Origin of the sequence: Citrobacter sp. MGH103 (assembly GCF_001034475.2) — a bacterium.
GTDB classification, from domain to species: Bacteria; Pseudomonadota; Gammaproteobacteria; order Enterobacterales; family Enterobacteriaceae; genus Citrobacter; species Citrobacter freundii.
On record NZ_CP073043.1, the window covers coordinates 2,545,772 to 2,562,214 of the forward strand.

The 16,443-nt window shown below is 50.7% G+C and carries 10 protein-coding genes; 4 read left to right on the plus strand and 6 right to left on the minus strand.

The window, feature by feature from the left end; translation table 11 throughout:
• The first annotated feature begins 4 nt into the window (after positions 1-4).
• The 4 genes from SK33_RS12290 (at position 5) to SK33_RS12305 (ending at position 4,279) form a co-directional block, all read left to right on the plus strand.
• A complete protein-coding gene (locus SK33_RS12290) occupies positions 5-1,948 on the plus strand; it encodes a methyl-accepting chemotaxis protein (protein WP_048217718.1) in 1,944 nt (647 codons plus the stop codon).
• A 179-nt stretch (positions 1,949-2,127) separates the two neighbouring features.
• Entirely contained in the window at positions 2,128-2,442 is a 315-nt protein-coding gene (locus SK33_RS12295; RefSeq protein WP_003836258.1) for a helix-turn-helix domain-containing protein, read from the plus strand.
• Positions 2,435-3,706, plus strand: coding sequence for a type II toxin-antitoxin system HipA family toxin (locus SK33_RS12300; protein WP_048217716.1), 1,272 nt, complete (start codon positions 2,435-2,437; stop codon positions 3,704-3,706). The genes SK33_RS12295 and SK33_RS12300 overlap by 8 nt, the downstream gene beginning before the upstream one ends.
• Before the next feature lie 54 nt (positions 3,707-3,760).
• Positions 3,761-4,279, plus strand: a complete 519-nt coding sequence (locus SK33_RS12305; protein WP_003836260.1) for a hypothetical protein — start codon at positions 3,761-3,763, stop codon at positions 4,277-4,279.
• On the opposite strand, the gene SK33_RS12310 is transcribed toward SK33_RS12305, so the two are convergent.
• From SK33_RS12310 to SK33_RS12335, 6 genes are all read right to left on the minus strand, one after another.
• Complete coding sequence (locus tag SK33_RS12310) at positions 4,276-5,643, minus strand: glycoside hydrolase family 10 protein (RefSeq protein WP_048217714.1); 1,368 nt, start codon at positions 5,641-5,643, stop codon at positions 4,276-4,278. The genes SK33_RS12305 and SK33_RS12310 overlap by 4 nt on opposite strands.
• Before the next feature lie 12 nt (positions 5,644-5,655).
• Positions 5,656-5,943: a VF530 family DNA-binding protein gene (locus SK33_RS12315; protein ID WP_003019974.1), complete on the minus strand. Its 288-nt coding sequence runs from the start codon at positions 5,941-5,943 to the stop codon at positions 5,656-5,658.
• A gap of 134 nt (positions 5,944-6,077) precedes the next feature.
• On the minus strand, positions 6,078-7,406 hold the full coding sequence (locus tag SK33_RS12320) for an HlyD family type I secretion periplasmic adaptor subunit (RefSeq protein WP_170926215.1): 1,329 nt from the start codon (positions 7,404-7,406) through the stop codon (positions 6,078-6,080).
• Entirely contained in the window at positions 7,406-9,145 is a 1,740-nt protein-coding gene (locus SK33_RS12325; protein ID WP_048217713.1) for a type I secretion system permease/ATPase, read from the minus strand. Before SK33_RS12325 ends, SK33_RS12320 begins: the two co-directional genes overlap by 1 nt.
• 10 nt (positions 9,146-9,155) lie before the next feature.
• Positions 9,156-14,486, minus strand: coding sequence for a peroxidase family protein (locus tag SK33_RS12330; protein WP_048217712.1), 5,331 nt, complete (start codon positions 14,484-14,486; stop codon positions 9,156-9,158).
• Between the two features lie 449 nt (positions 14,487-14,935).
• Positions 14,936-16,375: a DHA2 family efflux MFS transporter permease subunit gene (locus tag SK33_RS12335; RefSeq protein ID WP_247751725.1), complete on the minus strand. Its 1,440-nt coding sequence runs from the start codon at positions 16,373-16,375 to the stop codon at positions 14,936-14,938.
• Between the last annotated feature and the right edge of the window lie 68 nt (positions 16,376-16,443).

Below are 16,443 nucleotides of genomic sequence, written 5' to 3' on the forward strand. Positions count from 1 at the left end.
TTGTATGGTCTGGTATCCTACTCGTATTTCAACGCGTTTAACCATCGGCGGCATTCTGCTGCTTGCAGTAACGACTATTGTTATCGTGGTGATTATGCTCTGGCGTGGTCAGCCGCGCGTCGTTGAAATCAACACCGCCCTGATCGAAGAAACAGGGCAAGGTTTAACCCGTCAGTTGAGTACCGTATTGTCCCGAATTGAAGGTGAGACAGTCAGCCTGTCGCGACTGGCTGAAGTGTTGCCTAACGATGAATCGCTGTATCAAAGCGTTGTTCCGCATCTGATTGGTGAAGGTAAAGACTCGATTATTACCGGCGGCGGCATCTGGCCAGAACCAGACGCCTTCACCGCAGGTGTGGAGAAAAGAAGCTTTTTCTGGGCGCGTAATGCCGAAGGAAAGCTTGTCTATTCCAACGATTATAACGTCGAAGGATCAAGCGGATACCACCATGAAAGCTGGTATCAGCACGCCAAAGGGCAATCACAAAACAACTGCCTATGGTCTGATGTTTACCAGGATGCCAGTTCAGGCGTCAACATGGTGACATGCAGCGTGCCTTATCAGCAGGCGGGCAAGTTTGCCGGTGTCGCTACCACCGATATCCGTCTGGATAACGTCGCTACTTTCATGCAGCAGCAGGGCAACAGCACTGGCGGTTACGCGTTTGTGGTAGACAAGCAGGGACAAATTCTCTATTTCCCGCAGGCCGACCTGGCCAAACATAAAACCATTAACGATCTGGCGCAAAGCGCGCAGTGGCTTATCCCGGTGCAAAACGGTCTGAAATCTTTGCGCCCGACAGATGGGGTGAAGACCATAACGCTGGAAAATGATCACGTCCTGAATACAGCGTCACAAGTAATGCTGTTCCCGATGCCAGATACCGGCTGGGTCGTAGGGCTTGTGACACCAGAATCACGTATTGTCGGTCTTGCCAAAGTGATGATGCAGGACGTTCTGGAGGTATTGATCCCTATCATGACGCTGTTGCTGGTGGGATCATGGCTGGTGGTTCGTCGACTAATTTCACGTCTCGATGATACCCGTCAGGCACTTGATGACATCGCGCAGGGAGAAGGCGATCTTACCCGTCGTCTGGATGTTCGCGGCAAAGATGAGATTTCGGCTATCGCCGAGGCGTTTAACCTGTTCGTCGATAAAATCTCGGCCATCCTGATCACCGTCAGAAGCAGTAGCACAGTGGTGGCGAATAACGCCGTTAGCCTGGCTGATAGTAATATGGAGCTTTCATCTCGCGTAACGCAGCAGGCCGCTGCGCTGGAAGAGAGTTCAGCGGCTATGGAGCAGTTAAATGCGACCGTTCATCAAAACGCCAGTAATACACAGTTGGCGGATGAGCTATCCGATAACACAGCGCAAACGGCCAACCGTTGCGGTGATGTGATGCAAGGCGTTATCTCTACGATGGATAACGTCAGCGCCTCATCCGGCAGAATGGTGGAAATTGTCGCTGTCATCGACAGCATTGCGTTCCAGACCAATATTCTCGCCCTGAATGCCGCGGTTGAAGCCGCCAGAGCGGGTGATGCTGGCAGAGGGTTTGCCGTCGTGGCCTCCGAAGTGCGCACGCTGGCTCAGCGCAGTGCCACCGCTGCCCAGGAAATTAAAGCGTTGATTGATGAATCCGTTTCTCATGTTGGTAGCGGAAGTCAGCAAATTCACACTGCCGGCGAACGTCTGGGAGAACTGGTCAGCAATGTGCGTCAGGTACGCCAGTTGATGGGGGAAATACGCGTTGCTGGTGAAGAACAGCGTAAAGGTGTTTCCGAAGTTACGCTCGCCGTTACCGAAATGGACAGCACCGTTCAGCAAAACGCATCATTAATTGATGATGCCGCCGCACGTACACAGGCATTGAAAGAGGAGGCGGAGCAGTTGGCGTTGCTGGTCTCGTCATTCAGATTGCCTGAGCCTTCAGTGGCCTGATAACGACACGATATCCGGGTGCAAACATTGTGCCCGGATAACTCCAGTATAATGGCGCTTAACCACGATTTATCGATTTAACTCCTCTTTATTGTGCCTTACAAAACTTTGAATCATTCCCCGCTTAACTCTATAATATTGGGTGTAAAGTCGTTTTTATTCCAATAAGAGCCAATATTATGGATTTAACGCTCAATACAGCAGCCGATATCGTCAAACTACTTTGCGACAGATTGCGTAAGGAACGGCTCGCGCAGCAAATGACGCAGGCAGATGTTGCCGCGCGTTCAGGTGTCGGTGTGAATACCGTTTCGAATCTGGAAGCAGGTAAAAATGTAGGATTTGAGAATCTGGTCAAAGTCGCGATGGTGTTAGGCTATGGTGACGCGCTGGAGGGCTTATTCAAACCCAGGATCGACAGTCTTGATGATATTTTGCGTTACGAGAAGAGCGCGGCACGTCAGCGGGTGAAAAGGAAAAATACTGATGCCTGAGCAAGTCGATATCTTTTATGAAGGCTGGGGTGAAAAATGGTTGTGGGGAAAACTGGTGTCTTCCTCAGCCCTGACCGGACGCCCGTTGATCGCCTTTGAATACAGTGAAGACGCTATACGTAAGGGGCTGGAGCTGTCCCGGCTAAGGTTACCACTGAACGGTCCTCGTTTACGCAGGGATTTCCCGGCTCATCAGTTGGGATTACCAGGACCCGTGTACGATTCGCTACCTGATGGTTGGGGTATGCTGTTGATGGATCGTTTATTTAAACGCCGTGGACTCAACGCAGCGCGCATAGGACCTCTGGAGAGATTAACCTGGGTAGGCAATAACGCAATGGGCGCCATGACGTTCCGGCCCGTTCAGTCTGATGCCGAGACACTTTCAAAAGAGGATGTTCCTCTCGAACAACTGGCATCTGAGGTTCAGGAAGTCCTGAGCGGCGAAGGCGGGGAATTCTTGCAAAAACTGCTCCAGATGGGCGGTTCACCGCAAGGGGCCAGGCCAAAAGCGTTACTTTATCGTGACAGTGTCAGGTCAAAGTTCACCACTGCGCCTCTCCCGGGGAGCGAAAGCTGGTTGATTAAATTTCCTGCCAGGCATGAGCATGCTGAGGTATGTGCCATCGAAGCGGTGTATGCTGAATGTTTGCGGCAATGTGGGATCACTACGCCTGATACCGCGTATTTTAATCTGCCTGACGGGCAGGCAGCATTTGCTACCCGCCGTTTCGACCGTGACCAATCGGTCCGTATTCCTATGCAGAGCCTGGCGGCATTTACCGGTGCAAATTACCAGATACCCGGTGCTTTAGATTACCGGGATTTTCTGCGCGCCACACAGATTTGTACCAATGATGTCAGAGAAAAAGCGAAAGCGTTCGAACGCGTGGTTTTCAACGTGGCATTTAACAACCGCGATGACCATCCCAAAAACTTTGCCTATTTAATGTCAGCCGCAGGAAACTGGACTTTGGCTCCGGCTTACGACGTGACCTGGTGCGAAGGACCCGGCGGGTATCACCAAATGGACGTGCTGGGAGAAGCGCTGGATATCGAAAGAAAGCACCTGCAGCAGCTTGGCGTACAGGAAGCTGAGCTATCAGCTGAGCATGTGAACGCTATAATCGACAAGATCTGCCACCATGCAACAGCGCTAAGCGTTACAGCCAAAGACAAATACGCCGATCAGATAACACAAACTACGCTGAATACGATACAGAAACAGATTAATGATAATGTCCGCCGGTTAATGTCCCTGTGATGCAGAGACAGCCGCTACACTTAGCGAAGAATTAAATCTGAGCGAGGCAACGTTATGGCTGAATTTGTCGTGAATATGCTGAAAAACACGCCAGTTTGGGTGTATCTGCTGTTTGCCTTTCTACTGTATCGAGGGATTAAAGCCAGAACACCTGCCACTGTCACGCTGGAAAAGCTGGCGCTGATCCCCGCTATTTTTTTAGTCTGGGATATCTACGATTTAATCACTTATCGCGACCCGACCCTCATTACGTATATTCAGTGGGCGATAGGTATCCTCAGCGGCGCAATCATTGGCTACATATTAATTAACCCCGGCCGTTTGAGCCGCAGTAGCGCACCACGGAGTATTCACCGTCCGGCAGATTATTCCGCATTGCCATTTATGCTGATGGCATTCGGCGTTAAGTACGTACTTGGCGTACTTAACGCCATTTCCCCCGACGTTTTACGTCAACCCGCAATGAGCGCCCTGGCTATCATTACTGGCGGCATGTTCGCCGGAATTTTTGTGGGGAAATTTACCCGCTACGTGAGCGTCTGGCTCAGGCTTCCCGCTCAGAACAACCATTAACGTCCCCAACGATTGCGAATATAGGTCACAGCTTCCTGCGTTTGCGGTTGATTAAGGTAATCTTCGCGAAACAGGATCGTGCCGTTAATGTACGGTTCGGTCTCGTTTAGATCGAGCTGCTTTTTCAGTTCCGGCACACCGCCTTTGACCGTCCAGTCTGGCTCTTTTCTCGATGGTTCACCAACTTTATACAGCGCTACACCAATGTAGAGGCGAGTGTTGGTTGATTTCACGACATCTGCCCACCATTTTGCCAGTACATCGTAGCGCGCTGCATCGCGGGCAAAAGGCCAGTAGAGTTGCGGTGCGATGTAATCCAGCAAGCCTTGTTGCACCCAACGGCGGGTGTCGGCATAAGACTCATCATACGCTGCCGCACCGCGCGTGTCGGAGCCCGCTGGATCGTGCGAACGGTTGCGCCATACGCCCGCAGGGCTGACACCGAATTCAACCTCAGGCTTGAGTTTCTTGATAGTCCGTGATACCTGGGCAATCAGCCGTTGCGTGTTATCGCGGCGCCAGTCAGCTTTGGAAGCGAATCCCTGGCCGTATCTTCTGAACGTCTGGCTGTCATTGAGCGCAGAGCCAGGAGACTCGGTATAGAAGTAATCATCAAACTGCACTCCGTCAACAGGGTAATTCTCAACCACTTCCGCCACGATGCTGGTTATCCAGTCACGCACTTCGGGAATACCGGGGTCTAACACAAAACGCTCGCCCGCGGTGCGGATCCAGTCCCGATGCAGAACGTATACGCTGGACGGTGTTTGTGACAGCGTGCTGTTTAATTCAGTGACCGTCGAAGGTTTGGTGTTTACAGACACGCGATAGGGGTTAAGCCAGGCATGAACTTTCATTCCGCGCTTATGCGCTTCATCGAGCATAAACTGCAGCGGATCGTAACCCGGATCCTGGCCAATCGTGCCGGTCAGGGTATCTGACCACGGCAGAATCTTTGACTTCCACAATGCGGTCCCATCGGGCTTAACCTGGAAAAAAACGGTGTTAATACCAAGTCGTTTCAGGTTGTCCAGCTTATCCGTCAGCGCTTTTTGCTGCAGACTGATGCGTACAGCAGGTGAACTGATGTTCACGGATGAGATCGGCGGCCAGTCAAGACGTGAAACCGTCGCCAGCCAGATCCCACGCACTGGCTCCTTGCTCTGCTGAGGTTTGCTCACCGGAGGTTGCGGAGTGGTTTTGGGGCCGGGCGGTTGTGAAGAACAGCTGCCAAGTAACAACATACTGCCCACAAGTACAGCAAACCATTTCATGTTGGTCAGCGGTAGTCTGGCACGAGAACGGGCGATAATCTTCGCCAGTTTTTTCTGATAATTTCCTGAAAAGAAACCGGATGCTGCCATCTGATTTTGCTCTTATTTCTTCTTATTGCGGCTGTTAGCCCAGGGATCGAAGGCCGGTTCGGGAGTGTTATTTGAGGCCTGGTCATGTAGAGAGTCCAGGTACAGTGCTTCTACTTCTGCCCGTGCCCACGGAGTACGGCGCAGAAACTTCAAACTGGATTTAACGCTCGGTTCATTTTTAAAGCAGTTGATATTAATGCGTTGCGCCAGCTCAGCCCAACCATAACGTTCAACCAGGGCATTGACCTGCATTTCTAGCGTCACGCCATGTAAAGGGTCTTTAGAATTATGAGCATTCATATGAAGTCCAGTTCAGTGGTTCCAGATTTTGTCAGTAGTGAGACGGGAAGAAGGTTACAAGAAAGCAAAGCTGCCAGCAACGGCAGAAAGCGGTATGGCGCGACAAGCCGTACGTCATACCGGCAATGGATGGATCAATACTCTTTAAAAGCCAGTTCCAGACGGGCAATCAACGGTTTAAACAGATAACTCATCAGGGTTCGTTCACCGGTCTTGATCGTCACGCTGGCGGGCATACCCGCTTTAATTTTGTAATCGCCCAGCAAACGCGCGCCCTCTGCTGAAACCTGTACTTCCGCAAGGTAGTAAGGCTGCTGAGTGGCTTCATCAATTAAACGGTCCGCAGAGATAGTCAGAACCTGGGCCGGAACCGAAGGTAACAGCGCATGGTTAAGGGCAGGGAACAGCACATCAACGGTTAAACCGGGGACCAGTTTATCAATGGCATGTACGGGTATTTTGGCATCAATTTGCATCGGTTGTCCGGCGGCGACGATATCCATCAAATGTTCTCCAGGCTGAATGACGCCGCCCACGGTACTGACTTTAACATCCAGCACAATACCGTTAATCGGTGAGCGGATCTCGGTGTTATCCAGCTCATGACGCGTTGATACCAATTCATCCTCCAGCATTGCCACTTCTTTTTGGTTTTCCGTCAGTTCAGACTCAACTTCACGTAAATATTGATGACGCACCTGGTAGGCTTTAATTTTTAATTCGTTCTGCTGCGATTTCAGTTTGGCAATGTTAAGAATATCTTCTGAAACGCTGCCAGATATTTCTGCTGCCTCGCGCTCCAGCACCAGTAATTGTGCTTTGGGGTAATAGTTTTTTTCGCTCAGCGCCCGAATAGCCCCTAACTCCCGGTTAATCAGAGAAAACTGGTGGTCGCGATAGCCTTTTATTTTATTGAGATTATCCGTCTGTCCAACCAGACCATCAAGCGTCTCCTGAATCATCGACAGTTCATCCTGTATCGTTTTGCGACGGGTATCGAAAAGTTTAGCCTGCAGATTTCTGACTTCTGATAGCCGTTTATTGCCAGAGAATTGCTGCGTCAGCGTAGTATTAAAGCGGATCACATCCAGGTCATCGCGTTCTGCTAACAGGCGATCTTCGATACTTTTTGCAGAAATATACTGGGCATTCAACGCGCTGAAACGCATTTCAAGCTGCATTTTATCCAACCGGACGAGGACCTGATTTTTCTTCACGAAGTCGCCTTCTTTGATAAAGATATCGGTTACCCGACCGCCGCTCAGATGCTGAATGGTTTTGCGGTTACTCGATACGGTTACCGTACCATCGGCGACCACGCCCGCATCTAACGGAGCTTGCACTGCCCAGAGGATAAAACTACCGACACCAAGCACAATGACGATCACGCCCCGGATAATCGGTGACCAGATATTGGTATCTACGCCAGCAGAGGCCGTGTTGTGGGGATTCTTTTTCATCATCAAGCCTTACGTTGCTGTTCAGTCGTGGATGGAGAAGGCGTAGCCACCGGTTTCAGTACGTTGGCCTGACGTAAATGGGCAAAAACCTGATCGCGGGTACCAAACTCCTGTATAACGCCATCGTTAAGCAACAAAACCTTATTGACCACGCCGAGCAGCGTCGGGCGGTGTGAGATAATGACTGTGGTTTGTCCCTGGGTACGCAGGGCATTGATGGCTTTAACGAGTGCAAATTCGCCCGCGTCGTCAAGATTGGCATTCGGTTCATCAAGCACGATAAACGCAGGATTGTTATACACGGCGCGCGCCAGCCCGATGCGCTGCCGCTGCCCACCGGAGAGCTGGTATCCACCTGCGCCCAGCAGAGTGTCATAACCTTGCGGCAAGCGCAGGATCATCTCATGAACGCCTGCCAGTAATGCGGCGGCGACGATAAGCTCACTGTCATTCTGCGCGAAGCGGGCAATGTTTTGTGCGATGGTACCGTCAAACAGTTCCACATCCTGCGGCAGATAGCCAATAGACGGGCCCAGCAGCGCTTTATCCCACTGGCATATATCTGCGCCATCTAATCTGACTTTCCCTGATAACGGTTTCCAGACACCAACCAGAACCTTTGCCAGCGAGGTTTTTCCTGAGGCTGAAGGACCGATAATCCCCAGCACTTCACCTTGCTCCAGCTGGAATGAGATATTACGCAGTAGCGGGGAAGGCTGGCCGGGGGCTGCAGCGAAGACGCTTTCGACGCTGATGTTGCCATTCGGACGCGGCAGGGTCAGTACCTCTTTCGGCGCCGGATACTCCTTCAGCAAGGTTGAGAGCTGATGCCACGCGCTACGAAACTGCACGAACTGCTTCCAGCTGCCAATGACTTGCTCTACCGGGTTGAGGTCGCGGCCAAGAATGATCGAGGCGGCAATCATCAAGCCCGGGGTAATATGGCCGCCGATCACCAGTAAAGCCCCGGCGCCCAGCGCAATCGACTGCAGCAATACCCGCACAAAGCGGCTGAGACTGCTTAACCCGGCCGTTTTGTCGGCAATCTGTGTTTGTAGCGCCAGCACTTTGTTATGTTGCTCCTGCCAGTTGGACTTCAGGGTCGAAAGCATCCCCATCGCTTCAATGGCATCGGCGTTTTGCAGCTGTTTATTCAGTTTGCTGGCATTGTTAATGGTTAAGGCGTGCGCTTGCTGAATCGGGCGCTTGGTAGAGATTTCAGATACCAGCGTCAGAATAAATAATAATGTTATTCCGCCGAGAGAAAGATATCCCAGCAGGGGATGGACCAAAAAGGCGATGAAAAGATATATCGGCGTCCAGGGAATATCCAGTAAGGCGAACAGACTATTCCCGGAAAGAAACTGACGGATCTGATCCAGTTCGGCTAAAGATTGCGCCGGGTTGTTATCACCGGTAACCATCTTTCTTTTAAAGGCTGCGTTAAAGACCAACTGACTTAGCTTTATATCCAACCTGTTGCCAAGCCTGACCATAACCTGCGCGCGGGCAGATTCAATCATGGCAATAACGATGTACAAGCCGACAATCAATAAGGTTAACATTAACAGCGTGGTGGTATTTTTACTGACCAGCACACGATCGTAAACCTGTAGCATATAAATTGCCGGCGCCAGCATAAGCATATTAATCACACAACTAAAAAACAACAGCATCAGAAAAGTGGGTTTCGTTCCCTTTAATGCATCATTCAGTTCTGTTGGCGTATGCTGGCGCGACATAGTCTTCTCCTTATACGATCAATGAACTATTGCCATTGTTGCTGGCAAGGGTAGTGGGCATTTCCAGATAAAAGTCACCAATATTCACGGTGGTCGAATTGACGCCCACCAATGTGATGGTGTCTGTACCGATAGTCACAATGGTGTTGCCATTGTTTCCGGTGATAGACACGTTGCTGGCAAAATTACCCGCATTGATACCTAACAAGACGAGATCAAGGAAGTCCTGCCCGCCGTTGGGGTTACTGTCAAAACCGGTAATTCGGTCCTGCCCAAAGTTGGCCCCAAAGGCGAAGATGTCGCTCCCGGTACCACCGTCCAGAATGTCGTTACCTTCCTGACCATTGAGAATATCGTCCCCACTACCGCCGGAGAGGGTATCCGCGCCCGCACCGCCAATCATGACATCGTTGCCAACACCACCTTGCAGGTTATCAACGCCATCTCCGCCATCGAGGAAGTCATTCCCGATACCACCAAACAACTGGTCGTTACCGCCCATACCAAACAGATAGTCGTTACCAGAACCGCCCGTAATGGTATTTGCAATGGCATTACCGGTACCAATAAAACTGCCGTTGCCGGTAAATACCAGTTCTTCCACGTTATCGGTGAGGTCGTAGCTGCTGAGGCTGGTTCGGACAACGTCCGTGCCGCCATTCACACCTTCGATAACCACATCACCGAAATCATCAACGATGTAGGTATCATCGCCCGCGCCGCCGGTCATACTGTCGGCACCAAGCCCGCCATCAAGCGTGTCGTTACCGGCATCACCTTGCAGAATATCTTGTCCCGCCTGACCAGAGAGATTGTCGTTTCCAGCACCGCCGATGAGCAGATCGTCACCTGCACCGCCAAGTAAGGTGTCATTACCGCCTTCACCGCGCAGGATATCGCTCCAGGCAGTACCGACGAGGGTGTTAGCCCCGTTGGTACCAACAATCAGATCGCCTACAGGCTGGGTGGTGGTCGACGTCAGGACAACAGGGGGGTTGCCTTCATCGTCGACGACGGTAACGACCACCTGCAACGTTCTGCCGACCATAGCCTGGCCCGGCGTATAGGTAGCGGATGTCGCACCGTTAATGTTGACGAATCCGGTTGGCGAACTCATTCTCCATTGATAAGTGAAATTACCGCCGCTCAGACCATCAGCGTCAGCAATACCTGAAACCACCGCGGTCAGCGTCAGGCTTTCAGTTGGGGTGAGGTCGTTAATTACTGGCACACCGGTCGTGGCCTGATTGCGCGGGAGGATTGCCTGAGTTTGTGCCGACACCAGGGTTTCAGCGTCACCCATGCGGTCGTTAAAACTGGCGACCACACGCAACGGTGCGCCCTGAATAGCGCCAGGCACTCTGAACTCAACGCCTGTTGCCTGATCTCGCCATTGGCCGTTGACGAATGCCTGCCAGGTCATAGTGATGACCACATCCGCCGCCAGCCCGTTACCATCCAGCAAGTTCGCCACGTTGACGCGCAGCAGGTCACCCACCGAAGGATTAGGATTGCTGATGGTCAGATCGCCCGTCGCTTGTTGCCCCGTCACCCACAGCTGCTTCCCATCGCCAAACTCCAGTTTTTCGATGTTCAACAGACGATCGATGCCATCATTCAGGTTCAGCGCGGCATCCGGCGTAGCGTGATCGACGCGCAGGCTACCGTCCGCCATACGGGTAAAGACATAGTTGCTGCTGACATCACGGTACACCGCGACGTCAGTTTCCGTGCCGTTACCTTCATGCAGAATTTCGCGCACAATCGACAATTGATTCGGTTTCAGCGTGCCGGCCAGCATGTACGATTTCAGTTCGGCCATACCTTCGGCGCTGGTGAGTCCCGCCATACCCGTAACGGCAATACGGACGTTGAGCCACGCATCACCATCAATGATATCGTTACCAGCTTTACCCATGATGCGGTCGCTACCACCACCGCCGAGTAAAATATCGCTACCATCATCAGGATTCAGTAGCACCGCGTCCGGATTTGTAGAACGCTCTACACCGAGAATAGCCTGTAGACCGTTGATCCGGTCCGCACCTTCCTGGGTCAGGTTGTTAGAGAGGGGAACGCCCTGAACAGGCGCAGTACCTACCGGCTGTTCTGTTCCGGTCAGGATATCGTCGTGTTTCCAGCCCGACAGCCCTTCAACAAGATCAAAACGGTCGCGTAGAATAAACTCCTGCTGGTTGACGAAAATAGGGATCCCAAGGTCAGAGTTAGCGCCATTTGGGTCGCCTTTATGGATAGCCCAGTCGAAACCGGCCATGCCATTATTGCGCTGGATCCCCGCACCCTGAACCATGATGTCGTCACCGGCTTCGCCATCGTAGTCGGTGTCGTTACCCTGACCGTTGAGGACATCGTGACCGATAATGGTACTGTTGAAGAACAACTCAGAGTTGTCCCCCGCCAGCGTGTCAAACCCGTCGCCGCCTTCCAGCCAGTCATCGCCTTCGTTGCCCATCAGGAAATCACCACCCGAGCCGCCAAGCGCAAAGTCGTTATCCTGACCCGAGAAGACCTCCTGCGCATCTTCGCCGACCACCACGAAGTCGCTGCCGCTGCCACCAAAGACCAGATCGTTTCCGTTACCGGAGAAGATAACGTCATGTCCGGCATCGCCATGCAGGAAGTCCGCATCACCAACAGGCGTTCCGGTATCGGTAATAATGTCATCACCGTCACCGCCATGGACCACATCGGCTTCGTCACCGCCGTCCAGTCGGTCATCTCCGCCATCACCCCACAGGCTGTCAATCCCTTTACCGCCGATTAACGTATCGTTGCCTGCCGTCCCACCAAGCACCACATGCCCATCGCCGGTATATTTCAGATACCCACCATCGGCAAAACTATCGCCGTCAACATCCACCCCTGGGTCGCGACGCACTAACAACGGCGAGAGCAGATCCTTCAGCGGATTACCCCATTTCGGGTCGATTTCCGTTTGCAGCACGCGGTTCACTTCAAAAATATGGTCCGGTGTCTGGAACAGATTAGCGGGCAGGTGGGAGGAACCCTCATCACCAAGATCGCTGTTACGCATTACCAGCGCGGAAAACGAATTGGCCTCCAGTTCATTGAGTAAGTTCAGCCCCTGAACGCGGCTCAGATAGTAGAAACGATCACCGTCCTGAAGCATTTCCATTTGTGTTTCAAAGACGAAGTTGAAGGTTGAGCCGAGCATGCCGCCAAATTCATTTTTGCGCTCAGCCAGCCCGCCAATCCAGAAATCGACCATATTCAGACCGGTCTCTTTGGTTGCCCACGCTCCGGTACTGTTAAAGAAATCCATCGCATCCGCAGGCGGGGAATTGTTTGCATCACCAAACAACAGGAAATTAACCGCTGCGCGCTTACCTTCAAGGCTGGTAGCGTTGAGGATCAGTTCGTGCTGACCATAGGCGGCCATAAAGTTAATGATTGAAGCGGGATTTTTCAGGTAGGTAGTGAAGTCAGCCCAACTGGTATAAGGCTTCAGTTGGCTATCGCCGCTTAAAGCAAAAAACTGCTCGCGGGCCTGGTTCAGCGTCGGCATTGCGGTGTCACGACCGCGGGCTATATTAAGCGCGCCTAAATCCAGGGGCAGGCCGATGAGATTATTACGCAGAGCATCGGTAATAAATTCATCAATTTCATTACCCACCTGACGCGTCATACCACGCACGATTGCGCCAATAGCCTGATCGTCCGTAACGGTGGCCCCGTTGATTTGATTAAATGCTACCGGATTCAGGAATGCTGAAATCAGGTCAATATCACCGCTTTGCATATCAATGTCGGTACGCGCCACGGTTTCTGTCAGCATTGAATGCCCAAAACGGTAAACAACATGCGCAAACTCTGCAAAGATCAGCGGGTTGATATCCGCCGTGTTGGAGAAGACAAACGGATCGACGGCAGGTTGTACGGTACGGGCAAACTCCTCGAATACGAGGTGCTGATATTGCATTTCCGTGGAGAAGCGGCCTGCCTGGAATAAGTACTCACCGTTCCATACCAGAGTATTGGTATCGGCAGGTAATTCCGTGATTTGGTGGTTGGGCATCAACCACTGGTTAATGAGGTCGATATCGCCGGTTTCCAGCAGAGTGGTTTTATACTGCTCAACCAGGCGGTTATGCTCGCTGTGAAAAACGGCGTGCACCGCGGTTAAACCTATATTTTCGTTCCCGCGCCCGTCACCGGTGATGAAGTGGCGATCGAGCAGTTCGTTATCATAGGTTCCTGCCGGTTGCGGTCCTTCTCCGCCGATGGCGCTGTCATCATCTGCCAGCAGACCAGCTTTTGGCACGGCAGTATGAGCGATGTCATCCAGAAACGCATGACCGGTGCGGAACGTCTCCGCGGGTAACAGGCCTCCGTTGGCTTCAACCAGCCCCCCGGTGGTAACAATCTGTACCTTTCCGTTTTCACTTAAAATCAAATTACCGTAGCGATCCGTTGCCAGCAGGGGAACATTAAACACGTCCTGATCGGTGAGTTTAATGCCAAGCAGGGTTTCAGCCTGGTTTTTAACGTCAGCCCAGGTCGCCAGTCCACCGTTTGCACCACCCAATAAATTCCCGGTAGGCTCAGGTTTCCCATCAATAATGACGTATTCGCGGATGAAAATTTGATGTGAAGGATGGGAGGTGTAGGTTTGGTTTTGGTCGATGAAGGGGGTCGTCAGGTTTACTGTCTCTCGGTTTTCATCCACCGTTGCCCGGGTTAATAACATAAAGTTTGTCGACGACCCTTCAACATATAAAGGGTCATCGGGCTGGAGCGGAATGAAAACGATACCGTTGCCTCCTTTCGGAATCAGATCCAGACCATGGTCGAAAAACTGGCCAAAGAAGGTCATCCAGCCGTTAAACGCAGGGGAGAGCCCAATATCGGGAGACTGATTGGGGATGGATAAGCTGCCATCCCCAGTAACAGTCCCGCCGCCGGGCGCATCTTTTAATGCGTTAAAAGCCTCCAGCGCGGCCGGGTTTGAGGCCGTCTGGTCTGAAATTAAATTGCTAATTATTCGTGGGTCGGCATCAATGACCGTACCGCCAATCTGGATATAGCTGGTCATTTGATCCGCATCCTGCCAGTTTAATGCGGTTAATCTCGGCATTGTCTGATCGGCAGAGCCGTATAATTCCTGACCTGGTAAAAGGTTATTCCATGAACCATCTACCGTGCGAAGTCCATAGGGCAAGAGTGGGCTGGAGACTAATTCCCGAAGCATTTCAGCATTAACGCTCCCGTCTGGGTTAGTTGCCGCTTCGGATATTTTGATCTGCTTAAGAATAAAAGCAAGATCGTGGAGGGTGACAGTAAAGTCATATTGTGAGGCCATAAGTCATTACCCCTATCTTTACTTGTATTGGCTATCACCACTCTTTTCTTCTGCTTACAAAAGCAGACAGAAGAATGAGTCGTATAAGATACCTGATGGTTATTACATGTTTTGACTCCATGTTTTAAAATATTGAAGATATCCACAACCGGGTTAGCGTTGTTCTCCAGTGTATTACTTAGTTAAAATAAGAGTCAGACCTTATTTATTCGATTTTACGACCCGGAGTGGGACCGCGTACATATTAAGGGCACGCGGTTTTGAGAAGACTGAGTCTTCTCAAGGTCACAGGCGTCGTTTTTTTAACCTCGTATTACATTTTTGTTATGATCATAACTATGGTTTTTCCTTTGCCGACTTCACTCATACTTTTCTATGAATAAGATTGTATTTTCATTTCTTTACATTTCTAAAGATGTCATTTTGTTTTAATAAAAACAGTAACAATATCAGTTGATTAACGTATCGGGTGAGGTTCCTTGTTGTGGCTCTCGTAACCAGAATGATACAACTAATGAAGCGAGCCCCAGGAATAAAATAAAATAAAACACCGAATGAATTCCTGATGATAAGGCGAAAATCTCAGGTGTACTGGCTTTCCCATTCATCGCTCTTGCGGTAAAAGATGACATCAGGCTGATTGCGATCGAGGCTCCGGCGGCACCGGAGATTTGATACAACGTATTCCAGACAGATGTACCATCAGAATATAAAGATTTAGGCAAAGAACTCAAAGCCGCTGTTTGTACCGGCATGATAATGCAGGTTACACCAAAGCATAACAGCATAAATGCGGAGGCAATCGCCCATTTTTCTGCGAATCCATGAGTAATTATAAGGAATATCGTTGCACTCAATGCGAGGCACAGAGAACCAAGGACAATAAAAGGTCTCATCGCATAGCGGTTATAGAGGGCACCAATCAGCGGGGAAAAGAGAACATTCACGATGTTACCCGGCAGCAAAATCAGACCGGCCATAGCAGGTTGCATTACCAGGACATCAATAAAATAGATGGGCAATATAATCGCGGTGGCAAGTACGCTCATTATGCTCATCATCATGATAAGCGAGCCGACTGTAAATATCGGGCATGAGAATATTTTTGTGTTGATCAATGGATAAAGAATTCTGGTTTGTCGCCAGAACAATGCGATAAGGCACAGAATTCCCATCAGGAAAACGCCCCAGAAGTGGACTGATGACGCAGGATTTTCAGACAACGCAGCCAACCCGCAGATTATGCCGCCAAACCCGATGGATGATAATAATAGCGATATCACATCAATGCGCGGATGTGTAATATCCCCAACATTTTCTGCTGCAACAATGGCCAGTAGTAATGCTGCGATATACATTGAAGCACCTATAAAAAATATCGCCCGCCAGTTCAGCACGGTAATAATTAATCCTGATATTGTTGGTCCTAACGCGGGCGCCAGAGTAATAGAAACACCGACTACTCCCATTACTTTTCCACAATGATGCAACGGAAAAATAAGTAAGGCCGCGCTCATCAGCACGGGTAGCAGTATCGCGGTGCCAATAGCCTGAACAATACGCCCGGTCATTAACATCATCATGTTTTCTGAGACACCTGAAATCAGGCACCCCAGAAAAGAGAGTGAAATCGCAATGATGATTAATGACCGGGTACTGAACCACTTCATCAATATGATTGACGCCGGCATGAATACGGCCAGCGTCAATAAATACCCTGTAACCAACCATTGTGCAACGCCTGCAACCACGGAAAATTCATGCATCAATTGGGTTAATGCCATGTTTAGCGCTGTTTCACTGAATAATCCTGTAAATACGCCAAGCATCAGGGTACTCAACATCAGTACTGGTGAGTGCACTTCTTTTTCTGGTCTTCTTAATTTCATTGTTTTCACATTTATTCAGAAAGTCATCAATAGATATAAAATAACGCCATCCGAATACACGAATGGCG